Annotated in this window: 21 protein-coding genes; 16 read left to right on the top strand and 5 right to left on the bottom strand. The window is 57.9% G+C overall.

Annotation, left to right across the window (positions count from 1 at the left end):
• Window positions 1–179: 179 nt before the first annotated feature.
• Both GOW93_RS04030 and GOW93_RS04025 read right to left on the bottom strand, forming a co-directional pair.
• The gene (locus GOW93_RS04030) at window positions 180–1313 is read right to left on the bottom strand and encodes an alpha-hydroxy acid oxidase (RefSeq protein ID WP_170381757.1); all 1134 of its coding nucleotides are present in this window, start codon (window positions 1311–1313) and stop codon (window positions 180–182) included.
• Between the two features lie 39 nt (window positions 1314–1352).
• Window positions 1353–3134, bottom strand: coding sequence for a sensor domain-containing diguanylate cyclase (locus GOW93_RS04025; RefSeq protein WP_170381756.1), 1782 nt, complete (start codon window positions 3132–3134; stop codon window positions 1353–1355).
• Between the two features lie 178 nt (window positions 3135–3312).
• Between GOW93_RS04025 and GOW93_RS04020 the strand changes: the two genes are divergently transcribed.
• Entirely contained in the window at window positions 3313–5763 is a 2451-nt protein-coding gene (locus GOW93_RS04020; RefSeq protein WP_170381755.1) for an ATP-dependent helicase, read from the top strand.
• Window positions 5764–5767: 4 nt separating this feature from the next.
• Here GOW93_RS04020 and GOW93_RS04015 read toward each other — a convergent pair whose 3' ends face one another.
• Both GOW93_RS04015 and GOW93_RS04010 read right to left on the bottom strand, forming a co-directional pair.
• The gene (locus GOW93_RS04015) at window positions 5768–6058 is read right to left on the bottom strand and encodes a DUF1330 domain-containing protein (RefSeq protein WP_170381754.1); all 291 of its coding nucleotides are present in this window, start codon (window positions 6056–6058) and stop codon (window positions 5768–5770) included.
• 371 nt (window positions 6059–6429) lie between these two features.
• On the bottom strand, window positions 6430–6654 hold the full coding sequence (locus GOW93_RS04010; protein ID WP_170381753.1) for a DUF1127 domain-containing protein: 225 nt from the start codon (window positions 6652–6654) through the stop codon (window positions 6430–6432).
• A gap of 887 nt (window positions 6655–7541) precedes the next feature.
• On the opposite strand from GOW93_RS04010, the gene mraZ reads away from it, so the two are divergent.
• From mraZ to GOW93_RS03965, 9 genes are all read left to right on the top strand, one after another.
• Window positions 7542–8045, top strand: coding sequence for a division/cell wall cluster transcriptional repressor MraZ (gene mraZ, locus GOW93_RS04005; RefSeq protein WP_170381752.1), 504 nt, complete (start codon window positions 7542–7544; stop codon window positions 8043–8045).
• Between the two features lie 4 nt (window positions 8046–8049).
• A complete protein-coding gene (gene rsmH / locus GOW93_RS04000) occupies window positions 8050–9042 on the top strand; it encodes a 16S rRNA (cytosine(1402)-N(4))-methyltransferase RsmH (RefSeq protein WP_170381751.1) in 993 nt (330 codons plus the stop codon).
• Complete coding sequence (gene ftsL / locus GOW93_RS03995) at window positions 9039–9407, top strand: cell division protein FtsL (protein WP_170381750.1); 369 nt, start codon at window positions 9039–9041, stop codon at window positions 9405–9407. Before rsmH ends, ftsL begins: the two co-directional genes overlap by 4 nt.
• Complete coding sequence (locus tag GOW93_RS03990; RefSeq protein ID WP_170381749.1) at window positions 9404–11191, top strand: peptidoglycan D,D-transpeptidase FtsI family protein; 1788 nt, start codon at window positions 9404–9406, stop codon at window positions 11189–11191. The genes ftsL and GOW93_RS03990 overlap by 4 nt, the downstream gene beginning before the upstream one ends.
• Before the next feature lie 22 nt (window positions 11192–11213).
• Complete coding sequence (locus GOW93_RS03985; RefSeq protein WP_170381748.1) at window positions 11214–12695, top strand: UDP-N-acetylmuramoyl-L-alanyl-D-glutamate--2,6-diaminopimelate ligase; 1482 nt, start codon at window positions 11214–11216, stop codon at window positions 12693–12695.
• A complete protein-coding gene (locus tag GOW93_RS03980) occupies window positions 12692–14086 on the top strand; it encodes a UDP-N-acetylmuramoyl-tripeptide--D-alanyl-D-alanine ligase (protein ID WP_170381747.1) in 1395 nt (464 codons plus the stop codon). The genes GOW93_RS03985 and GOW93_RS03980 overlap by 4 nt, the downstream gene beginning before the upstream one ends.
• 24 nt (window positions 14087–14110) lie before the next feature.
• Entirely contained in the window at window positions 14111–15193 is a 1083-nt protein-coding gene (gene mraY / locus GOW93_RS03975) for a phospho-N-acetylmuramoyl-pentapeptide-transferase (RefSeq protein WP_170381746.1), read from the top strand.
• A gap of 150 nt (window positions 15194–15343) precedes the next feature.
• Complete coding sequence (murD, locus tag GOW93_RS03970) at window positions 15344–16744, top strand: UDP-N-acetylmuramoyl-L-alanine--D-glutamate ligase (RefSeq protein ID WP_170381745.1); 1401 nt, start codon at window positions 15344–15346, stop codon at window positions 16742–16744.
• 105 nt (window positions 16745–16849) lie between these two features.
• Window positions 16850–17224: a glycine zipper family protein gene (locus tag GOW93_RS03965; protein ID WP_254443444.1), complete on the top strand. Its 375-nt coding sequence runs from the start codon at window positions 16850–16852 to the stop codon at window positions 17222–17224.
• Here the strand turns inward: GOW93_RS03965 and GOW93_RS03960 are convergent.
• Complete coding sequence (locus GOW93_RS03960) at window positions 17221–18399, bottom strand: NAD(P)/FAD-dependent oxidoreductase (RefSeq protein ID WP_170381743.1); 1179 nt, start codon at window positions 18397–18399, stop codon at window positions 17221–17223. The genes GOW93_RS03965 and GOW93_RS03960 overlap by 4 nt on opposite strands.
• A 130-nt stretch (window positions 18400–18529) precedes the next feature.
• Here GOW93_RS03960 and GOW93_RS03955 point away from each other — a divergent pair, with 130 nt between their 5' ends.
• The 6 genes from GOW93_RS03955 (at window position 18530) to GOW93_RS03930 (ending at window position 23248) form a co-directional block, all read left to right on the top strand.
• Window positions 18530–18823 (top strand): putative quinol monooxygenase, encoded by a 294-nt coding sequence (locus GOW93_RS03955; protein ID WP_170381742.1) that lies wholly within the window; start codon window positions 18530–18532, stop codon window positions 18821–18823.
• A gap of 171 nt (window positions 18824–18994) precedes the next feature.
• Window positions 18995–20158, top strand: coding sequence for a putative lipid II flippase FtsW (gene ftsW / locus GOW93_RS03950; RefSeq protein WP_170381741.1), 1164 nt, complete (start codon window positions 18995–18997; stop codon window positions 20156–20158).
• The gene (locus GOW93_RS03945) at window positions 20158–21255 is read left to right on the top strand and encodes a UDP-N-acetylglucosamine--N-acetylmuramyl-(pentapeptide) pyrophosphoryl-undecaprenol N-acetylglucosamine transferase (RefSeq protein WP_170381740.1); all 1098 of its coding nucleotides are present in this window, start codon (window positions 20158–20160) and stop codon (window positions 21253–21255) included. The genes ftsW and GOW93_RS03945 overlap by 1 nt, the downstream gene beginning before the upstream one ends.
• Window positions 21252–22661: a UDP-N-acetylmuramate--L-alanine ligase gene (gene murC, locus GOW93_RS03940; RefSeq protein WP_170381739.1), complete on the top strand. Its 1410-nt coding sequence runs from the start codon at window positions 21252–21254 to the stop codon at window positions 22659–22661. Before GOW93_RS03945 ends, murC begins: the two co-directional genes overlap by 4 nt.
• A 75-nt stretch (window positions 22662–22736) precedes the next feature.
• Window positions 22737–22985 (top strand): DUF2484 family protein, encoded by a 249-nt coding sequence (locus GOW93_RS03935; protein WP_170381738.1) that lies wholly within the window; start codon window positions 22737–22739, stop codon window positions 22983–22985.
• Window positions 22982–23248: a DUF2484 family protein gene (locus GOW93_RS03930; RefSeq protein ID WP_170381737.1), complete on the top strand. Its 267-nt coding sequence runs from the start codon at window positions 22982–22984 to the stop codon at window positions 23246–23248. Before GOW93_RS03935 ends, GOW93_RS03930 begins: the two co-directional genes overlap by 4 nt.
• Window positions 23249–23252 lie beyond the last annotated feature (4 nt).

The raw sequence follows: 23252 nt of genomic DNA, 5'->3' as shown, positions 1-23252 counted from the left end.
ATTGGCGATCAGGATCTTGGTGAAGTCGGTCATATCAGGTCCCGGTCTTTGTGGTTTGGCCGTGTTCATAGGCAGACAATACGCGCTCGTATATCAGTCGTTCTGGGTAGAACCGGCATGTTAACGCTCGCAAACGCCGCTTGTTGGCGCAATCCTATTAGCAATTCTGCGCTGCAGCATCAATTGTGTTGATTTGTCACTAGCTGATTTAACTGTTCAAGACCCATCTGGCCCATGTTCGCCAACATATCTTGTCGCAGGATGTCGATTACATGGGCTGGGCCGCCCGAACCAAGGGTAGCCAGACCATAAAGAAACCCGCGTCCCAACATGACAAAATCCGCCCCAAGAGCCAGGGCGCGGAGGATGTCGAGCCCGCCTTCGATTCCGCCGTCAAAGATTAGTGGCAAGTCCGTGGCCGTACGAATGGCGGGAAGAACAGAAATACTGGCCGGAGCACCGTCAAACTGTCGCCCACCATGATTCGAGATCCAGAGGGCATCAACACCGGCCTGTTCTAACCGATCTGCATCTTCAGCGCGCATGACGCCTTTGACAATAAACGGTCCATCCCACGCGTCGCGCAGCCATTTGACGTAGTCCATGTCCGGTGAGGTGCGCAGTAGGTACCCAACATGAGCCGTGGGAGACAGGGCGCTGTCACTGTCGATGTATTTGTCTAGTGTTCGCATCCGCGGCATCCCGCCCAGGGCCATGCCAACGGCCCATGACGGGCGCAGTGCGATCTGAGCCAGCAAACGGGGGGTCAATCGGGGAGGGTTCGTAAGGCCAGACCGAACCTGTCTCTCTCGCCGCGAAGCGACCGGAACATCAACTGTTAGGACAAGCGTCGAGAATCCAGCAGTTCTGGCTCGGCGCAGCAGATCAGAGCGAATGTCAGGGTCTTTCGGCGGGTAAAGCTGAAACCACGCATTCTCACCGATATGAGGGGCCAGATCCTCGGGGCTTTGGCTGGCGACGGTCGACAGAGTATAAGGCAACCCGGCTTGAGCTGCTGCGTGTGCCAGCAGTCTTTCTGCATCTGGCCAGATCAGCCCTGACATCCCAATAGGCGCAACTCCAAAGGGCAGGGGGAAATCCTGACCTAGAAATTGTGTGCTGGTATTGCATTCGATTGGGCCGTGCAGGATCGAAGGCAAAAACTCTATGTCATCCAGCGCGGTCCTGTTTCGGCGCACAGTGGCCTCGGCCCCTGTACCACTTTCCAGAAATTCCCAGACGAAATGCGGAACTCTGCGCCGCGCGCGGCGTTTCAGATCGGCTATGCCGGGGAATGAGCTGTGCAGGTCCATAAGAATTGATCCGACCTACGACGCGATTCTGCAAGGTTTTCAGGCCGCTGATGTCCGAGGTGTTTGTTTCGGCTGGCCTTCATTTTTCACGGGCGCAGAAGAAATAGAGGCTGCCCCATTGGCGATCTGCACCTGATTGCGCCCTTTGTCCTTGGCCATATACAAGGCGTCATCTGCAGCGCGCATCAGGTCCTGCGGCATGGTGCCATGCGCAGGGTAATGGGCCACACCGACAGAAATCGTGATGCGCGGCAGGGATTTTTCACCATACCGAACCGAAATGGCCTCAACCGCCTGGCGTAGCTGCTCGGCTCGGGTCATTGTGTCTTCTGGGGTATTGTCGGGCAGGATCAGCATGAATTCCTCCCCGCCGATCCGGCAAGCAGTCTCGTCCCGGTCGCAGCCCTGTTCAAGCGCTGAACCGACGGCGCGCAACACCATGTCTCCGGCATCATGCCCATGGGTGTCGTTGAATTTCTTGAAATGGTCCACGTCGACGGCGATCAAGCTTAGCGGTGCGCCGGTTTGCTGGCTGCGGCTGATGGATTTGCGCAGCGTCTCAGTCATGTGCCGACGGTTAAACAACCCGGTCAGCGGGTCGCGGACCGACTGGTCATGCAACTGATCCCGCATCCGTACATTCGCGATCGCCATACTGATTTGTTCGGCGCAAAGCTGGGCCAGTTTCTTGTTGGAATGAAACACTTCGTAGCTGCCTTCATGGGCCCGCAGATGCAGCAGCCCAACCGTCTCGCCATGCGCCAGTATGGGAAAGCAGAAATAGGGTCGCCCGTCATGCGGCTCGGCATGCTCGCAAACAAAATCAATCTCGGACGCGCCATATTCATATGTCCGCCCCCGCCGCAGACCCCAGCACCCTTCGGGGTGAATATGCGACTTATGAGTGCCGTCATTCCAACTGGCACACCCATCCAGCACATCCCGCGAGTTGGAGTAGACATACACGCTGCCCTCGGCCTCAGGCAGGATATGAGTCATGAAGCGAGACACCATGTCAAACAGCTCATCCAGTGACCGGCTGGATTGCAGCCATTCGTTCAACTCACCCAGCAGCCGCACTTCTCGAGCCAGCCGCAGTTGGTCATCCATCAGTGCCCGTTCCTTGGCTGCACGGCCCTGCAAGTCGCGCACCTGCCGCCGGTTCGCGCGGAAAATCACCAGTGTCACCACCAGCACTGCCAGTAATGCGACACCGCTGAGCAGCGCCAGTGACCAACGCACCCGATTGATAAAAAGGTTCCGGACCTGGGTTATGTCCGAGTAGAACTCGATTGCGCCAACAAAGCGCCCCTCGCGGATGACGGGTGTGTAGATTTCGGCAACGTGCCGGGTTTGCGCCCCCGCGGCCATGTCGCGATCCAGATTATCGACTTCGGTCAGAGGCTTTTCTTCATGCTCATAGTATAGATTCCCTTTTCCGATCACATCCTTGAAGTATGGCTTCATATTGAGTGTGCCGACGTCAGAATCGCGCGTTGACCAGAACACGCGTCCAGATGTGTCAAAAAGCTTGAAGCGATAGATATCCGACGTTGCGGGCAGCAGTTCTAGGAATTCTTCGTCATGATCGCCCATCACACTCGTCAGGAAGGTGGCATCAACGTCTTCCAGGTGCGAGGTCACCTGGCGGTTCAACTGCATTGCGGCATGGCGCATGTCTGATTCCAGCATTCGGTCAACCACAGGGGCGGGGATCGAATATATGCCCCAGCCTGACAAGGCGGCCAGAAGCCCGATTATCAGGACGATAACCGCTATTTTAAGGCGGGACGCGATGCCCGATGCAGTACGTTTCTTCATGATCCGCGCTCCCACAGCTTTGGCCCCAGCATCGAAGGCAAGCTTTGACAGAGGGTTAACGCTGCTCGGCAAGGCGGAGCGATTTGCCTACAATTGACTGCAAGTGGGTGGAAAAATTGAGCGAACAAGGCGTGAACAAACTCTTTCCCTTCCTGCGTATTCAGCGTAGTTTGTGCGGATGAGCAGTTTTGACGAAATGGACGCCTTTGAGGGTGCATCGCTATCGCAGAGGGCTATGGCCGCGCGCCCTACGCCTTATCTGGATGAGCTAAATCCGGCGCAGCGTGAAGCGGTTGAGCGGCTGGACGGTCCGGTACTTATGTTGGCCGGGGCAGGGACTGGTAAGACCAAGGCGCTGACCGCCCGTATTGCGCATCTTCTCAGCACCGGGCGAGCGCGCCCGAATGAGATTCTGTCGGTGACTTTTACCAACAAAGCGGCGCGCGAGATGAAAGAGCGTGTGGGCCGCCTTCTGGGCCAACCGGCCGAGGGGATGCCGTGGCTGGGCACCTTCCACGCGATCTGTGTCAAGCTGCTGCGCCGCCACGCCGAGCTTGTGGGGCTGAAATCCAACTTCACCATTCTCGACACTGACGATCAGAGGCGCGTGATTAAGCAGCTGGCGAGTTTGAATGGGGTCGAAGTAAGAGCTTCTACGGATCGTTGGCTGGCAGCGATCATAGACAAGTATAAAAATCAAGGCTGGAGGCCTGAGCAAGTCCCGCGCGCGCAAGAAAGACTGATCGACCTTGAAACGGGGCGCGAGTATTCGCCCGGCGAGGCTGGATCAAGGCGTAAAGAAGTCATGTCCAGTATCGACTTCTACGAGCAATATCAGCCGCGGCTCAAAGAATTAAACGCCTGCGACTTTGGCGATCTGCTTTTGCATGTCCTGGCGATTTTCCAGGCCCACCAGGATGTGCTGGAGCAATACCAGCGCTGGTTCCGCTACATACTGGTGGACGAGTATCAGGATACCAACGTCGCCCAATACCTCTGGCTGCGGCTACTGGCCGGAGCGCATAAGAACATCTGTTGCGTGGGGGATGACGATCAGTCGATTTATGGCTGGCGAGGAGCCGAAGTGGGCAACATCCTGCGGTTCGAAAAGGACTTTCCCGGCGCGTATGTGGTGCGGCTGGAGCAGAATTACCGCTCGACCCCGCATATTCTAGCGGCGGCGTCGAATGTCATTCGCGGCAATGAAAGCCGTTTGGGCAAAGAGCTGTGGACCGACGCGAAAGAGGGCGAAAAGGTCCGTCTGATCGGCCATTGGGATGGAGAGGAAGAAGCCCGCTGGATCGGTGAGGAAATCGACGCGATGCAAGGTGGGACGCGCGGTGTGCGTCCGATGGGGCTGGATGAAATGGCCATCCTCGTGCGTGCCTCGCACCAGATGCGCGCGTTCGAGGACCGGTTTCTGACCATTGGCTTGCCCTACAAGGTGATCGGCGGCCCTCGGTTCTATGAGCGGATGGAGATTCGCGATGCCATGGCCTACTTCCGGCTGGTGGTCAGCCCCGGTGACGACCTGGCCTTTGAGCGGATCGTAAACACTCCGAAACGCGGTTTGGGTGATAAAGCGCAGCAGACGATCCAGATGACAGCGCGGGAAAACGGCGTGTCGCTGGTCGATGGCGCGCGGATTGCGGTCGATAACGGGTTGATCAAAGGAAAAGGCGGCAAGGCGCTGCGCGAGTTGATCGACGGGCTTGCGCGATGGAACACGATGACGCGCGGGCCGCGAATCGAAGTGGACGACGAGTCGGTGATTGATGATGGCGCGCCCATGCGGTTCGGTGAGCCCGAGGTTTCGCATATCGAACTGGCACAGATCATCCTCGACGAATCCGGCTATACCGCCCATTGGCAGAACGAAAAGACACCCGAGGCGCCGGGGCGGCTGGAAAACCTCAAGGAACTGGTCAACCAACTGGACAATTTCGAGAATCTGCAGGGGTTTTTGGAACATGTCAGCTTGGTCATGGACAATGAGCAGGAGGGCGATGGGGCCAAGGTCTCAATCATGACTCTGCACGCGGCCAAGGGGTTGGAATTTCCTGCCGTGTTCCTGCCGGGGTGGGAGGATGGCTTGTTCCCCTCGCAACGGTCCATGGACGAATCCGGACTGAAGGGCCTCGAGGAAGAGCGGCGGCTGGCTTATGTCGGCATCACCCGCGCGGAAGAGGTTTGTACGATCTCCTTCGCCGCCAACCGACGGGTGTTCGGGCAGTGGCAGAACGCAATGCCGTCACGGTTTATCGACGAATTACCCGAAGACCATGTGGAGGTACTGACGCCTCCGGGGCTATATGGCGGCGGGCAACCGACGGCAGGGATCGAAACTCGCGCGGCCGAGGCGAATGTTTATAATTCGCCAGGCTGGAAACGCATGCAGGCGCGGCAAGGGCAATATGGAACGTCTCAGCCGCGTGAAGCCCGCAATACGGTGATTGACGCGACTGCCATGGCAAGCTTCACGCTGGGTGAGCGGGTGTTCCATCAGAAATTCGGGTACGGCGCGGTGATCGGCATCGAAGGTGATAAGGTTGAAGTCGATTTCGATAAGGCGGGCACCAAAAAGGTGGTCTCGCGTTTTCTGTCCGCGAAGGATGACGTGCCGTTCTGAACGGCTATAGGCCTTCGACCAAGACCATATTCGTTGTGGCCGTCTGATGACGGATTTTGGCAAGCTCGACGTAGTCGGGGTCGTCTTTCCACGCATTGGCGGCTTCGATAGACGGGAATTCCATCAGGACAACGCCGTTTTCCGTCCAATTTCCTTCAATTAACTCTACAGGCTTGGACGATACGGTCAGAAGCCTGCCGCCGTGGCGGTCGAATATCGGCATGAATCCTTCAAGATACTTTTGATACCCATCCGGATCGTGAATTGAAATCTGGGCAATGAAATAAGCGGCCATTGGGAACTCCTGAAATTCACCTCGGAGCTTCATTCTACACGTCTGGGAAAAAAGAAAAACGGCGGTTCCCAGGGAGGAGGAAAGGGAACCGCCGTTCTTTTCAACATCGAGGCAGGGAGGAGGAGAAGCCCCGATGTATCCGAACCCGGGTTCGACCCCGGTATGTGTAAGACGCGGCGACGTCAGGGAGGAGGAAGACGTCGCCGCGCGCTTTCAACACCGGGTAAGGGAGGAGGAATACCCGGTGTGTCTGCGTCCGGCGTTCAAGGCCGGTATAATCTGCGGCGATATCAGGGAGGAGGAGATATCGCCGCTGAAATACAGGTCCTATAGGGAGGAGGTGGACCTGATCTCGGTAAATCGTTGCGCGATTACAGCGCGGTGTTTTCTTCCGCCGCCTGCATAGCTACGCGGCGGATCATCGAGCGGTGCAGACCCAGGTCGGCCAACTCGCGGTTCGACAGCACGGACAGTTCGTTGACTGTCTGGCGGTAGATGCGGTGCCGGATAAACCGGGTCTTTGCAGCTTCGATCAGGAAAGCCAGGCCAGTTACCGGTGCGCCTTTGAGCGCTGTCTGATGTGTTGCTACAGCCATGTCCGTTACTCGATTTCTTTCGTTGCTGCCGGTTTGTTCCGGCGTTTGCTTGAGAATGAAAATAAGGAAATGCTGCAGGTGCACAATACACGTGTTGTCAATGCTGCTATGCAGCAACTGCATGGATATCAACGCTTTGTCGGTATGATGATCGCGTAGTACTTAATTTGAGGGAGTTCGGGCGTTTTTTACGCCTGTTCTGAGACGCTCCGAGCATGTCTAGAGAGCGGGCTGCTCCCTTGTGTAAGGCCCTGTGACCTACTTTCTGTTTAAAGAATTCAAAGGATGTAGGTGCGGATTGCCGATATGGGAATTCATGGGCTTAGTATGAGGTGGGCATATATCTGCAGTCATTATTCATTTTGGAATGGATGATTCGTCATAAAGCTGCGCCACACTTCCGGCTGTTCTAAGTTTTTGTGGCGCTCTAAGAATTTTTTTGGGAAATCATGGGAAGTGAAGGGTGTGGGCAAAATAGACTATATGTAGTGCCTGCCTTTTGAAGTTTTTCTATTTGTGGTATAAATCTACTATTTTCTTTTGTTGTGTATTTGATATCGTTGCGATTCTTGAAAAAGGAATCTGAAATTTCCTGTTGATTTCCATGAATTCCCATGTCATCCCTTATACATCCGATGAGGACGAGGCACATGGGGCGCCAAACGACCCCGAACCAACAAAAACAGGTTTCATACAGGCATCTCGCTTTCATCACTCAAGAGATCCGGCGCGCGGGCGAGCAGACATCCCCCCAGGTGGCGCGCGCAGCTGGACATCCCGCAAGGCGGGTCAATGCGGCGGGTTGATCGGTGGCAGCAGATCAACCCGCCGTTTTTCATCCGGGGGCGTGAAATTTAGGTGGGGCGCAAGCGAAAGGGACAGTCGTCTTGGCGCGTAGGTTTAGAGGTGAAAGCCACCACAAGGTGGATGCAAAGGGCAGGGTGTCGATCCCGGCCTCGTTTCGCCGTGTGCTTGAAGCCTCGGACCCCAACTGGCAGCCTGGTGATAGCCCCGAACTGGTGATTGTCTACGGTGATCACCGCCGCAAGTTCCTTGAATGTTACACGATGCAGGCGATCGACGAGGTCGACAGCAAAATTGACGCGCTGCCGCGCGGCTCGATGCAGCGGAAGATGTTGCAGCGCATGTTCCATGGTCAGTCCTTTCCGACCACCGTGGATGAAACCGGTCGCCTGGTGCTGCCCGCCAAATTGCGAAACAAGATCGAGCTTGAGGGCGAGGCGTTCTTTATCGCCGCGGGTGATACGTTCCAGATCTGGAAGCCAGAGACTTACGAGTCCGAGGAACTGGCCGCATCTGAGGAATGGCTGGATGAACAGCCCGAGGATTTCGACCCTCTGGAGTTCTTAGACGGCGTCAGGGACGCGTAACGGCATGGCCGGCGCTGAGACCCCTTCCGACAAACCTCATATCCCTGTTCTGCTGCGCCCGTTACTGGCCGCTGTGGCGCCGGTGTCGGGTGTCTGGCTGGATGGCACCTTTGGTGCAGGCGGATATTCCCGTGGCCTGCTAGAGGCCGGGGCCGACAAGGTAATTGGCGTGGACCGCGATCCGCTGGCCTTTGAGATGGCAGCTGATTGGGCGGGTGAATATGGCGATCGGCTGGTAATGCAGCCCGGTGTGTTCTCGCGCATGGATGAATATGCGCAGGATCTGGATGGCGTCGTGCTGGATCTCGGTGTGTCGTCGATGCAACTGGATCAGGCCGAGCGCGGGTTTTCCTTCATGAAGGATGGCCCGCTTGACATGCGGATGAGCCAGCAAGGTGAAAGCGCAGCCGATCTGGTCAATACAGCGACAGAGGCGCAGTTGGCGGATATTCTGTTTCATTACGGCGAGGAGCGTGCCAGTCGCCGGATCGCCAAGGCGATTATAAAAGCGCGGGCTGATGAGCCGATCACGACGACTCTGCGTTTGGTCGAGATCATCGAATCCTGTTTGCCGCGCCCGAAACCGGGTCAATCGCATCCCGCGACGCGCAGCTTTCAGGGGCTGCGGATTGCTGTAAATGCGGAATATGAAGAGCTGTTTCAGGGCCTTATGGCTGCTGAGCGGGCGTTGAAACCGGGCGGGCAACTGGCTGTCGTGACCTTCCACTCCATCGAGGATCGGATGGTCAAACGGTTCTTTCAATCTCGTGCAGGGAAAACCGGGCGTGCCAATCGCTATGCACCTGAAATGGAACAGGAACAGCCGCAATTCACGCTCAAGACTCGCAAGGCGGTGGGTCCGGATGAACAGGAATTGCAGGAAAACCCGCGTGCGCGCTCGGCCAAACTGCGCGTGGGGGTACGGACCGAGGCTCCTGCGGGGGAAATTGATGCCCGTGCTATCGGGATGCCGCAACTTGGGGGAAGGGCAAAATGAAGAGTATTTTGTATGTGTTGACTGCTCTGTCCGTATTTGGGTTGGCACTTTGGGCGTATCAGGAAAATTACCGCACCCAGCAGGTGGTGAAGGAAACGCAGAGCTTGCAGCGCGAGATCGGCATGGCACAGGTGCGGCTGGCCGTTCTGAATGCGGAATGGGCGTACCTGAACCGTCCGGACCGGCTGCGTGAGCTGGCCGATTTAAACTTTGAACGTCTGGGTCTGTTGCCGCTGCGCGCGGAACAGTTCGGGCGCGCCGACCAGATTTCTTATGCTGAGGACCCGGACCTGCCCATCGTTGATCCAATCGAGTTGCAGGCTATCACCAACATTCAAGCCTTTGGTGAGGTGCAGATCCCATGACCCGTACGCCTCTGCGTCCACTGGCGCGTATTCTCGATGCCCGTGCTCGGGGCGAGAATCCTAAGACTATTGAACGGGAAAATATCCGCCAGCGTCACGAAGACATGAAGGATCGCGCCCGCGCCCGCGCCGAAGGGCGTCTTTTGGTGTTGGGCCTGTTCTTTTTTTGCGCGTTTTCTGTCGTGGGTGTACGAATGGGCATGCTGGCCACGTCCGAAGCTCAAGAGCCTCTGGCCAGCGCGCCGGGTGCAGCGATTGCCATGCAAAGGGCCAATATCGTCGACCGGGAAGGCCGTATTCTGGCGACCAACCTGGACACATATTCGGTCTATGCCCAACCGCCCATGATGATAGATCCGATTGCCGTCGCAGATCAGCTGGTGGCAATCTTCCCGGATCTGGATAAAGAACGACTGGTTAAGGATTTCACTGGCAACCGCAAGTTCCTGTGGATTAAGAAACGTATCTCACCCGAGCAGAAGCAGGCGGTGCATGACATCGGCGATCCCGGCATTCTGTTCGGTCCGCGGGAAATGCGACTGTACCCGAATGGCCGTCTGGCTGCGCATATTTTGGGCGGGTCCGGCTTTGGGCGCGAAGGGGTTAGTGCTGCCGAAGTGATCGGCGTTGCGGGAGTTGAGAAGCAATTCGACGACTATCTGCGTGATCCGGCAAATGGCAATAAGCCATTGCAGTTGTCGCTTGATCTGACTGTTCAGGCGGCGGTCGAGCAGGTGCTTTATGGTGGCATGAAGATCATGAACGCCAAAGGTGCATCGGCTGTTCTGATGAATGCGCATACAGGAGAAGTCGTCTCGGCCGCGTCGCTGCCGTCGTTTGACCCGAATGACCGACCGCGCCCGCCGACTTCGGGGTTTGACCCGTCGGACAGCCCTCTGTTTAACCGCTATGTGCAGGGTGTGTATGAACTGGGGTCGGTGTTCAAGATTTTCACAGCCGCACAGGCCGTGCAGCTGGGACTAGTGAATTCGGAAACGATAATCGACACCTCTGGACCGATGCGGATTGGGCGCTTTCCGATTGGCGAGTTCAATGGCAAGAATTATGGTAAGATCAGTGTGGCGGATGTCATCGTTCACAGCTCGAACCGAGGTACCGGGCGGCTTGCGCTGCAGATCGGTGCCCAACGGCAGCAGAACTTTCTGAAGGCCCTGGGTATGTTCGAGCCTACACCGTTTGAAATTGTTGAGGCCGCAGGCGGCGAGCCGCTGAAGCCTAAAAAATGGGGTGAACTCAGCACAGTAACCATTTCCTATGGCCACGGGCTTTCGACCAGTCCGATGCACCTGGCGGCTGGCTATGCTGCGATTGCCAATGGTGGGAACTATGTCAGCCCGACCATCCTGCGTAAAAACGGTCCGCAATACGGACCGCGGGTTATGTCTGAAAGCGCGGCGACGCAGGCACAAAAGATGCTTCGGAAGGTGGTGACGGACGGTACCGCCAGCTTCGGCGACGTGGCAGGATATGACGTGGCCGGTAAAACAGGTACGGCGGATAAGCCCAAACCGCGCGGCGGTTACTATGATGACAAGGTCATTGCCACCTTTGCGACGATCTTCCCAGCTTACGATCCGAAATATGTGCTGATTGTCACGCTGGATGAGCCTTCCATTGTCGCCTATGGCGAAAAACGCCGGACGGCGGGTTGGACCGCCGTTCCGGTTGCGGCAGAGTTGATTGCCCGGATCGCACCATTGCTAGGGCTGCGCCCACGGCTTGAGCCTGAGGTCGGCGCTGCTATAACGCTGACCTCGAATTAGGCTGTCCGGAAAGAGGTGGGGCATGGGCGCAAGGACGAAAACACTTAGCCAACTGGCCCTGACCGCTCGGGGTGGTGCGAATCCTGACATTACCGGGTTGACCGTTGATAGTCGCGAAGTCAAAGAAGGTTACCTGTTCGCAGCGCTTCCCGGCACCCGCGTACATGGTGGAGAGTTCATTCAATACGCCCTGCGAATGGGTGCGGTTGCAATTCTGACTGATGCCGAAGGTTCTGAAATCGCCGTTGATGAATTGGCGTCGTCAGACGCTGCCTTGATCGTGGTCGAAGACCCCCGGCAGGCGCTGGCCGGATGTGCCGCGTTGTGGTTTGGAGCGCAGCCGCAGAACATCGTGGCCGTCACGGGGACCAATGGAAAAACCTCGGTTGCCACATTCGTGCGACAGATCTGGATGGAGCTTGGCCACGCTGCGGTGAATCTTGGGACAACGGGGGTCGAGGGGGCCTGGACGGCACCATTGGCGCATACCACGCCCGAACCGATCACACTGCACCGCTGTCTGGCTGAGGCCGCGGAAAACGGCGTGACCCATGCCGCGATGGAGGCGTCCTCGCACGGTCTGGAACAGCGTCGTTTGGACGGGGTGCATCTGACAGCCGCAGGGTTTTCTAACTTCACGCAGGACCATCTGGACTATCACGAAACTTTCGAGGCTTATTTTGCCGCCAAGGCCGGCTTGTTCGACCGCGTCCTGCCTCAGGACGGCACTGTAGTGATCAACATGAGCGATCCCAAAGGCGCTGAGGTTCGCAAAATTGCCAAGGCGCGCGGGCAATCGGTTCTGACTGTTGGGTTGGGTGATGCTGATCTGTGCCTGATGAACCAACGCTTTGACGCAACCGGACAGGACCTGCGCTTTTCATGGCAGGGTAAGGTGTTCCAGACCCGCCTGAACCTGATCGGCGGGTTTCAGGCCGAAAACATCCTGCTCGCCTGCGGTCTGGTCATTGCCGCGGGGGAAGAGCCCGAACGCGTGTTCGAAACCCTGCCGCATCTGACGACGGTTCGGGGCCGTATGCAACTGGCGGCCACGCGGGAAAACGGCGCGACTGTGTTTGTCGATTATGCCCACACTCCAGATGCGGTTGCCACGGCGCTCAAGGCGATGCGACCGCATGTCATGGGGCGCCTGATTGCTATTGTTGGGGCTGGCGGAGATCGCGATGCCACCAAGCGCCCGCTGATGGGTAAGGCTGCTGCTGATCATGCGGATCTTGTCTTTGTCACGGATGATAACCCCCGCAGCGAGGATCCGGCTACAATCCGCGCCGCCGTCCTGCTTGGCGCACCGGAGGCCACCGAGGTCGGTGATCGGGCCGAAGCCATCCTGCGCGGAATTGATGCTTTGCAGCCGGGTGATGCTTTGTTGATTGCGGGCAAAGGGCATGAGACTGGCCAGATCGTTGGTGATCAGGTCCTGCCGTTTGATGACGTGGAGCAAGCCTCTATTAGCGTAGCCGCTTTGGATGGGAGGGTTGCATGACACTTTGGACTGCGACAGAGGCCGCCGAGGCAACGGGCGGGCGCGCCACGACCGATTGGTCAGTGAATGGCGTGTCGATCGACACCAGAACTCTTCAGCCCGGCGACTTGTTCGTTGCGTTGAAGGCAGCACGAGACGGTCATGACTTTGTAGCGCAAGCCTTGGAAAAAGGCGCAGGTGCTGCGCTGGTGTCCCGCATTCCAGAGGGTGTGCCTGAAGATGCCCCTCTGTTGATTGTCGATGACGTTCAAACCGGACTCGAGGCCTTGGGTAAGGCAGGCCGGGCAAGAACCGGCGCACGCGTGATCGGCGTCACAGGCAGCGTCGGGAAGACGTCAACCAAGGAAATGTTGGCGACCATATTGGAAGCGCAAGGTAAAACCCATGCCAGTGTCGCCAGCTACAACAATCACTGGGGCGTACCGCTGACATTGGCGCGGATGCCGCGCGACACTGAATTTGCCGTGATTGAGATCGGGATGAACCACCCCGGAGAGATTGCTCCGTTGGCGCGGCAGGCCCGCCCGCATGTGGCGCTGGTGACGACCGTAGCTGCGGTACACCTAGAGGCATTCGAGTCGGTTGCAGGGATTGCTCATGAAAAAGCTGCAATTTTTGAAGGGCTTGAGCCCGGTGGAGCTGCAATCGCAAACGCCGATATCGAGCATACGGATATCCTGCGCCAGACCGCGATAGAGCATGGCGCCGGTATCGTCGATTTTGGCCGAAAGGCTGTCGACTATATCTTGACCAACGTGACGCAAGGGGATGTTTCGGTTCAGGCCGAAGCCATGGTGGGTGATGTTTCGGTCACCTATGACGTGCAGTCGGCGGGCACACATTTCGCCATGAACGCGCTGGGTGCTTTGGCGGCCTGTGTGGAAATGGGCGTTGATCTTGATGCAGCCATCAGCGGCTTGCGCCAGTGGTCCCCCGTCAAGGGGCGCGGCGTGCGTGAGGTTTTATCTCTGGCGACTGGTGGGCAGATCGAGTTGCTGGACGACAGCTACAATGCCAACCCAACCTCGATGGAGGCCGCGCTGGATGTTCTAGCTGCAACGCATGGTGCACGCCGGATCGCTTTTCTGGGCGACATGAAAGAGTTGGGTGCACAGGAAATTGCCATGCACGCAGGAATGGCGGATGTCACTGCGATGGCGAACGTGGATCGGGTGCATTGCATAGGTCCGCTCATGAAGGCGCTGCATGAGGCATTGCCTGCCGCCAAGCGCGGGCTGTGGTTTAAAACCAGTGCCGAAATGGCCGAACACCTGCCGGAGTTGATCAGTGCCGGGGATACGGTGTTGGCCAAGGGTTCCTTGAGCATGGCGCTGGCGCAGATTGTTGACGGTTTGCGGGAAATGGGGCAAGTGAGCGCGCTTGACTCATGATCGCGGCACGAGAAAGGTTTTAATATGCTCTATTGGTTGACCGCCCTGTCGGATGGGGGGGATTTCTTTAACCTCTTCCGCTACATCACTTTCCGTGCGGGCGGAGCCTTTCTGACGGCGCTGATCTTTGGGTTTATCTTTGGAAAGCCGCTGATCAATGTGCTGCGCCGCAAGCAGGGCAAGGGTCAGCCGATCCGCGAGGACGGCCCCGAGGGGCATTTTTCGAAAGCGGGCACACCGACCATGGGTGGGCTGCTTATCGTCGGTGCGCTGGTGACATCAACGTTGGCCTGGGCGCGGTGGGACAATCCATATGTCTGGATGGTACTGTTTGTGACTCTGGCCTATGCGGCAATAGGTTTTGCCGATGATTATGCTAAGGTGTCGAAGCAAAACACCAAAGGCCTGTCGGGTAAGATGCGACTGGCATTGGGCGTGATCATCGCGGTTCTGGCCTCGGCCTGGGCGACTCTGCATCATCCCGAGGCGTTGCAGAACCAACTGGCTGTGCCGGTCTTCAAGGATACGCTGGTTAATCTGGGGATTTTCTACATTCCTTTCTCGATTGTCGTAATCGTAGGGGCAGCCAATGCGGTAAACCTGACGGACGGGCTGGATGGGTTGGCTATCATGCCCGCAATGATCGCGGCGACTACTCTTGGTATCATCGCCTATGCGGTCGGGCGGGTCGACTTTACCGAGTATCTGGACGTGCACTACGTACCAGGCACCGGAGAAATTCTGATCTTCACCGCAGCATTGTTCGGAGGTGGGTTGGGCTTTCTTTGGTACAACGCGCCACCTGCCGCTGTCTTTATGGGCGACACCGGATCCTTGGCTTTGGGTGGTGCTTTGGGGGCGATTGCGGTTGCAACCAAGCACGAGCTGGTGCTGGCTGTTGTCGGTGGCTTGTTTGTGGTCGAGGCGCTGAGCGTGATCATTCAGGTCCTCTACTTCAAGCGCACCGGTCGCCGCGTGTTCCTGATGGCACCGATCCATCATCACTATGAGAAAAAGGGCTGGGCCGAGCCGACGATTGTGATCCGGTTCTGGATCATTTCGCTGATCCTGGCGATGATTGGTCTGGCGACTTTGAAAGTTCGGTAACGCTCCCGCCAGGTTCGGCGGGCCTGGGGCCCGCCTGTCACCTTTTGGGCCGGGCTCGCGCTGCCGCGCGAGCCTTTTGTCGCCCTTGCCTTTGGGGATTTCTTCTGCGCAGTGTGACGGCCAATTGGACGTCAGAAGAAGGTGGTCGGCATGATCCCCGTCAAAGGGTTTTCAGGGCAGAAAGTTGCAGTTCTGGGGCTTGGCCGGTCAGGTCTGGCGACCGCGCGCGCGTTGCGGGCGGGCAAGGCCGAGCCGGTGTGCTGGGATGACAATCCTGCCGCACGGGAAAAGGCCGAGGCCGAAGGTTTTACCTGTGTTGATCTGCGCCGCCATGGAGCGTTTGACGAGATCGCCTCGCTGATCGTTTCTCCGGGTATTCCGCATCTCTATCCCGAACCGAACCCTGTCGTGGCAGCGGCGCTGGATGCTGGTGTGTCGGTGGACAACGATATTGGCCTGTTCTTCCGATCTTTTGCTGGGCCAGAATGGAACAACTACGACATCCCTCCGCGTGTGATTGCGGTGACCGGTTCAAACGGTAAGTCGACCACGGCTGCCTTGATCCACCACATTCTGACCGAGGCCGGGCGAGAGGCGCAGTTGGCGGGCAATATAGGCCGGGGTGTTCTGGATATTGATCCGGGTGGGGACGGATCGGTAGTGGTGCTGGAACTCAGCAGCTACCAGACCGAATTGGCGCGTGCGCTGACGCCGGATGTGGCAGTGTTCACCAACCTGTCGCCCGACCATCTGGATCGGCATGGTGGGATGGGCGGCTATTTTGCTGCCAAGCGCCGATTGTTTGCCGAGGGTGGTCCGGATCGCGCGGTGATCGGTGTGGATGAAGACGAAGGCGCGTTTCTGGCCGGGCAACTGTCCGAAGGACCTGCGGATGATCGGGTGATCCGTATTTCGGTTGCACGGAAGCTAACTGGTCCGGGCTGGCAGGTCTTTGCGCGCAAAGGGTATCTGGCTGAATACCGCAAAGGGCGTCAGACCGGTTCCATTGACCTGCGTGAGATCAAGGGGCTCCCCGGCGCGCACAATCATCAAAATGCCTGCGCCGCGTATGCGGCCTGCCGCGCGCTGGGGCTTGCGCCTCGGGTGATCGAGGGCGCGCTGCACAGCTATCCGGGGCTGCCGCATCGCAGCCAGATCATTGCCGAGGCGGGCGGTGTGACCTATGTAAACGACTCCAAAGCCACCAATGTGGACAGTGCGCTGAAAGCGCTCAGTGCGTTCAAAAAAATCCGCTGGATTTGCGGGGGGCTAGAGAAAGAAGGGGGGCTGGGTGCGCTGAACAGTGCCGGCGACCAAGTAGTCAGGGCATATGTGATTGGACGTGAGGCGGCTGGTTTTGCCATGCAGCTGACCGTCGATGCGCAGGTGTGCACCACTATGGCAGATGCTGTTTCGCAAGCCATGGCAGATGCCCAGCCGGGAGAGACCGTTCTGCTAGCCCCGGCGGCGGCCAGTTTCGACCAGTATGACAATTTCGAACAGCGCGGAGAGGACTTCGCCGAACAGGTTCGTCAGAGGCTAGAAGACTAGTGATTTGCAATAGATCGCCGGTTGAGCCAAGTTGAGAAGCTATCAACTTGACGCGCCATACTTATTGGTTTTGCTTGCCTGCAAATTCAACACGAGGTCATGAATATGTCATACCGTAAATTATCTTTGATCCTGCCTGCCATTCTGGTGGTTGGTGCCTGCACGAATGTTGGCGCGAATTACCAGCCGATTGTCGATGGACCGGTTGGCCCGAATTACAACGCAGATTTGGCGCAATGCCAGGCTCTCGCGCGGTCGCAGCCGGTGGTCAACAGCAACACTGCAGGTGCTGCGGCGATTGGTGCCGCTGGTGCGGCGGGCGCGAAAGCTATCATTGACGACAGCGCCAGCGACTTGGGTCGTGCGGCCGTAGCAGGTGCGCTAGTCGGGGCTGGTGCAAGCGCGGTCAATAACACTCAGAATCAGGAAGTCATCGTGCGCAACTGCATGCGCGGTCGTGGTTACAACGTCGTAGGCTAACAGCCCGCGATTGCAATTCCTGCGGCGTGGCCCGAGGACCAAGCCCACTGGAAATTGTAGCCGCCCAGCCAGCCGGTGACATCCACCGCTTCACCAATTGCATAGAGGCCGGGGACTTCCCTGGCCTCCATCGTTTTTGAAGACAGGCCATCAGTGTCGATCCCTCCCAGCGTGACTTCGGCGGTGCGATAACCTTCGGTGCCCGAAGGGGTTAGCCGCCAGTTCGAGAGTGCGTCGATCAACTCAGCCAGCGCAGCATCGGACTGGTCGGCCAGATTGCCCCGCATGGGGATCAATTGCGAGAGGTAATCCACAAGTCGCCCCGGCAGATGACGGGCAAGTTCAGTGGTCAGGGCTTTACGGCCTCCGGAATGGCGCTGATCGCGCAGCAGGTCGAACAGGGGCAGATCGGGGATCAGGTTGACTCGGATTGCCTCACCCTCGCGCCAGTATGACGATAGTTGCAGCACGGAAGGCCCGCTGAGGCCCCGATGGGTGAACAGCAGTGCCTCGTCAAAGCTGGTGCGTTCGTTCGATAGGCGAGCGGGCAGGGACACGCCCGAGAGGTCCTTGAATTTCCCGTCCGAGAAGGTGAACGGCACCAGGGCCGCGCGTGTCTCGGTCATCCGCAAGCCGAACTGTTTTGCGATGTCATAGGCCAGCCCGGTTGCGCCCATCTTGGGGATCGATTTGCCGCCGGTGGCCAGCACCAGATTGGTGCAAGTAAGGCTGTGGCGCTGGCCTTCGCGGTCAACCTCCAGCGCGAACCCGACCTCGGTCTTGCGCAGGTCCTTCACCTCGGTTCGCACCCACAACTCGGCCCCGGCGCGCTCCATCTCAGCCAGCAGCATCTGGATGATCTGTTTCGAGGATCCGTCGCAGAAGAGCTGCCCTAACGTCTTCTCATGCCACGCGATGCCGTGACGTCCGACCAGATCGACAAAATCCCACTGCGTAAAACGCGCCAGAGCGGATTTGCAGAAATGCGGGTTCTGCGACAGAAAGTTACCCGGACCCGCAAACATATTGGTGAAATTGCAGCGCCCACCGCCCGAGATGCGGATTTTCTCACCCGGAGCCTTGGCGTGGTCGATCACCAGCACACGCCCGCCGCAATGCGCGGCGCACATCATACCGGCAGCACCGGCACCAAGGATGATCGTGTCATAAGTCATGGGCGGGGGATGGCGTGGATTGCCGAATATGGCAAGAGCAACCGAAACTCAGCGCAAAAAAGCAGGTAGGCATGTGGTAAAGTTCTGCCATCGAAGATCTCAAGTTTTTTCATTGCAAAGGGGCGCCAAAATGATCATGCGGATTTTCCAAGTCACGGTTCGGCGCGGCAAAGAAGCCGAGTTCTCAAAGTTTTTCCATGAAACCGCGATACCTTTGATGCGAAACACCGATGGTATTGTTCAGGTGCTGCCGGGTGCGCCGCGTTCTGACACACCGCGCGAGTTCAGTTTCGTAATGGTTTGGAGCAGCCTGGACGCGCTAAAGGCGTTTGTTGGCGAGGACTACAAAAGCCCGCATATTGATCCGGCTGAAGCGGAATTAGTCGAGTTCAGAGAAATCAAGCACTACGATCTTGTTGGTTAGCAACCGGACAGCCCGAACTAGAGAAGCCAATGTTCAGATTGTAATCTTTGGGAGGGGGCCGAATTCCGCAAACGCTCTGTCATTGTGCTAGCCCAAACGTCAAAATCCCTGTAGACTCTCAATCAGATCCCGAAAACGGGACGTGAACGAGGCAGTAAGTGGCGGTATCTCATGACTGAGATGGTGTATGGCGCGGTCCAGGACCAGCGCGGCGAACCGATTCTACCAAAGTGGTGGCGGACAATTGATCGCTGGACGATGTCCTGCGTGCTGATCCTGTTTGTCATCGGGTTGTTGCTGGGGCTGGCCTCATCTCCGCCGCTGGCCGGGCGAAATGGGTTTGATCCGTTCCATTATGTCGAGCGGCAGTCGATTTTCGGCGGATTGGCGCTTATTGCGATGCTGCTGACCTCGATGATGTCACCGACGCTGGTGCGGCGTCTGGCGGTGCTGGGTTTTCTGGGCGCGTTCGTGGCGCTGGCCTTTCTACCGGTTTTTGGCACTGATTTCGGCAAGGGCGCAGTGCGCTGGTACTCGCTGGGCTTTGCATCGCTGCAGCCATCAGAGTTCCTGAAGCCCGGCTTTGTCGTCGTGGCCGCATGGCTGCTGGCCGCGTCGCAGGAGATCAACGGCCCGCCGGGGCGGCTATGGTCGTTTGCGTTGTGTATGGCCATTGTCGGGATGTTGGTGCTGCAGCCTGATTTCGGTCAAGCCTGTCTGATCCTGTTCGGTTGGGGCGTGATGTATTTCGTGGCCGGCGCGCCGATGCTGCTGCTGGTGGGCATGGCCGGAGCGGTGGTTCTGGGCGGTATGCTGGCTTATTCGAATTCGGAACATTTTGCCCGCCGTATTGATGGCTTTCTGAACCAAGAGGTCGATCCGACCACTCAGATCGGTTATGCTACCAACGCAATCCGGGAGGGTGGGTTGTTTGGTGTTGGCGTCGGCGAGGGACAGGTGAAATGGTCTCTGCCCGATGCGCATACGGACTTTATCATTGCTGTCGCTGCCGAAGAATATGGCCTGATCCTGGTGCTGATCATCATCGCGCTGTATTCGATCATCGTAGTGCGCTCGCTTCTACGCCTGATGCGTGAACGGGATATGTTTATCCGTCTGGCGGGTACAGGGCTGGCCTGCATGTTCGGCGTTCAAGCAATGATCAACATGGGTGTCGCGGTACGCCTGCTGCCCGCCAAGGGTATGACGCTGCCTTTTGTCAGCTATGGTGGTTCGTCCCTGATTGCGGGCGGCATTGCGGTCGGTATGTTGCTGGCCTTCACCCGGACTCGTCCACAGGGCGAGTTTGGAGATATTCTGCGCGGACGAGGGTGATGAGCAAACCTTATTTACTGATTGCAGCAGGCGGCACCGGGGGCCACATGTTCCCGGCACAAGCGCTGGCCGAGGCGATGCTCCACAAAGGCTGGCGCGTGCGTCTGTCTACCGATCCGCGCGGTGCCCGGTATACCAGCGGGTTTCCGCATTCGACTGAGATTGTCGAGGCGTCATCGGCCACATTCGCGCGCGGAGGGCTGGCTGCCAAGGCCCTGGTCGGACCCAAGATTGCGGGTGGAGTGACCAGCATGTCATTGCAGATGATGCGCGACCGGCCTGACGTGGTGGTGGGTTTTGGTGGCTATCCTTCAATCCCGGCGCTAGGCGCGGCGACTATGCTGAAAATCCCGCGCATGATCCATGAACAGAACGGTATTCTGGGCCGGGTCAATCAACTGTTCGCAACCCGTGTGTCTCAGGTGGCTTGCGGTATCTGGCCGACCGATCTGCCCGATGGGGCCAGGGGCATCCATACCGGAAACCCTGTTCGCGCTGCAGTGCTCGAGCGCGCCGCGGCGGGTTATATTCCGCCCGGCGACTATCCGATGTCGATCCTGGTGATGGGCGGATCTCAGGGCGCGCGCATTCTGAGTGATGTAGTGCCGGGTGCGATTGCAGCATTGCCCGATGAATTGCGCAGCCATATCCGTGTCGCCCATCAGGCGCGTGACGAAGATGGTGAGCGGGTCGCAGCTTATTATGCCGATCACGGTATCCGGGCCGAGGTCAAACCTTTCTTTCAGGATGTTCCGCGCCGCATGTCGGATGCGCAGTTGGTGATCAGCCGTTCGGGCGCATCCAGTGTTGCCGATATCTCGGTGATCGGGCGGCCTTCGATCCTGATCCCCTTTGCAGCCGCTGCCGGAGATCACCAGACCGCCAATGCCCGTGGGCTGGTTCAGGCGGGCGGTGCGATTATGATCCCTGAAAACGCCCTTGACGTTTCGTCCCTGACCGAGCAAATCACCGCAGTTCTGACAAACCCCGAAGCCGCGCAAAAGATGGCCCATGCGGCCCTCTCGGCCGGTGCCCCCGACGCAACAGATCGTCTGGTGCACCTTGTCGAAGAATTGGCGCAGAAGGAGACCGCATGAATCCTGCAACCAAACTGCCGCAAGACGTAGGGCCGATTCACTTTGTGGGGATCGGCGGGATCGGTATGTCAGGCATTGCGGAGGTGCTGTTGAACCTGGGTTACCGGGTGCAGGGATCGGACCTGAAAGCATCTAAGATCACCGACCGGCTGGCCAGTTTGGGTGGCGAAATTTTTGTCGGCCAACGGGCCGAGAACCTGGATAACGCCGCCGTTGTAGTGGTTTCGACCGCAATTAAACCCGGCAACCCGGAACTGGACGGCGCCCGCAGGCGCGGCCTTCCGGTGGTGCGCCGCGCCGACATGCTGGCCGAACTGATGCGCTTGAAATCCAACATTGCCATCGCCGGAACTCACGGCAAGACCACCACGACTACGATGATGGCCGAGTTGATGGTGGCGGGTGATTTCGATCCGACCGTGATCAACGGCGGTATCATCCACGCTTATGGATCGAACGCGCGGATGGGGCAGGGCGAATGGATGGTGGTCGAGGCCGATGAATCGGACGGTTCGTTCAACCGCCTGCCCGCAACCATCGCCATCGTCACCAATATCGACCCCGAGCATATGGAGCATTGGGGTGATTTCGACACTCTGCGCGACGGGTTTTATGAATTCGTCACGAACCTGCCGTTCTATGGCCTTGCCGTTTGCTGCACCGACCATGCCGAAGTTCAGACGTTGGTCGGTCGCATCACCGACCGGCGTGTGCGCACCTATGGCTTCAACGCGCAGGCGGATGTGCGGGCGGTGAACCTGACCTATAAAGGCGGTGTCGCGCATTTCGACATTCACCTGCAATACGAAGACACGGTGATCGAGGGCTGCACGCTGCCGATGCCGGGGGATCATAACGTCTCGAACGCGTTGTCTGCCGCTACTGTGGCACGTCATCTGGGCATGAAAGCCAGCGAAATTCGCGACGCTCTGGCCAATTTCGGGGGCGTCAACCGGCGTTTCACCAAGGTGGGTGAGATCGATGGTGTCACAATAATTGACGATTATGGCCACCATCCAGTTGAAATTAACGCTGTTCTCAAAGCTGCGCGTCAGGCAACGGAAGGCCGTGTTATTGCCGTGCATCAGCCGCACCGTTACTCACGCCTGTCAAACCTGTTTGATGATTTCTGCACCTGCTTCAACGATGCCGACGTCGTGGCAATTGCTGACATCTTCGCGGCCGGAGAGACACCGATCGAAGGGGCGAGCCGCGATGACCTCGTGCAAGGTTTGATCCGCCACGGCCACCGCCACGCCCGCGCTCTGCTGGATGAAAACGATCTCGAACGGTTGGTGCGTGAACAGGCACGCCCAGGAGATATGGTCGTTTGCCTCGGAGCGGGTACGATCAGCGCCTGGGCCAACGGATTGCCGGCTCGGTTGCAGCAGAAACAGGCTGTTTGACGTGATGGACATTTCTGCGATGCAACTCTAAAGAGTAGCGTCGCAACCGCAAAGATGACGTCCTCGGAGGGGCAATTGGCATATTCTGTGGTGTTCGCAGCCTTGTGGGTCGTGGCCTCGACCATTGTGGCTATGTTGCCAATGCGCCTGCAGTTCCCGCCTGGGATTGTTCTGTTCGCTTCCGCGCCTGTGCTGATCATCTGGTTGGGTTTCGATTACGGTTGGTTCTTCTCAGTGCTGGCCTTGGCGGGCTTTGTATCCATGTTCCGTAACCCCATCCGCTACTACTGGCGCCGTTGGACCGGCCGGGAGGTCGAGCAATGAACTTTTCCATCGCTCTGGCTGCACTTTGGGGGGTTGCTGCGAACGTTTTGGCCATGATCCCCAGTAAAGATAACCACTGGACCCGCGCCTATATTCTGATCGCAGTGGGTATCCCGATTATTGGTTATGTAACGCTTCAAAACGGGCCTTGGGTTGGTTTGCTTGTGATGGCGATGGGCATGTCGGTGCTCCGATGGCCCGTGATTTACTTCACCCGTTGGACAAAGGCGAAAATGCAGGGCATGAAGGCGGCAAAGAAGTAACGGC

Source organism: Ruegeria atlantica (assembly GCF_013032455.1).
GTDB lineage: Bacteria > Pseudomonadota > Alphaproteobacteria > Rhodobacterales > Rhodobacteraceae > Ruegeria > Ruegeria atlantica_B.
The sequence above is the reverse complement of the archived record's forward strand: the minus strand, read 5'-3'. Positions and strand labels throughout refer to the sequence as shown.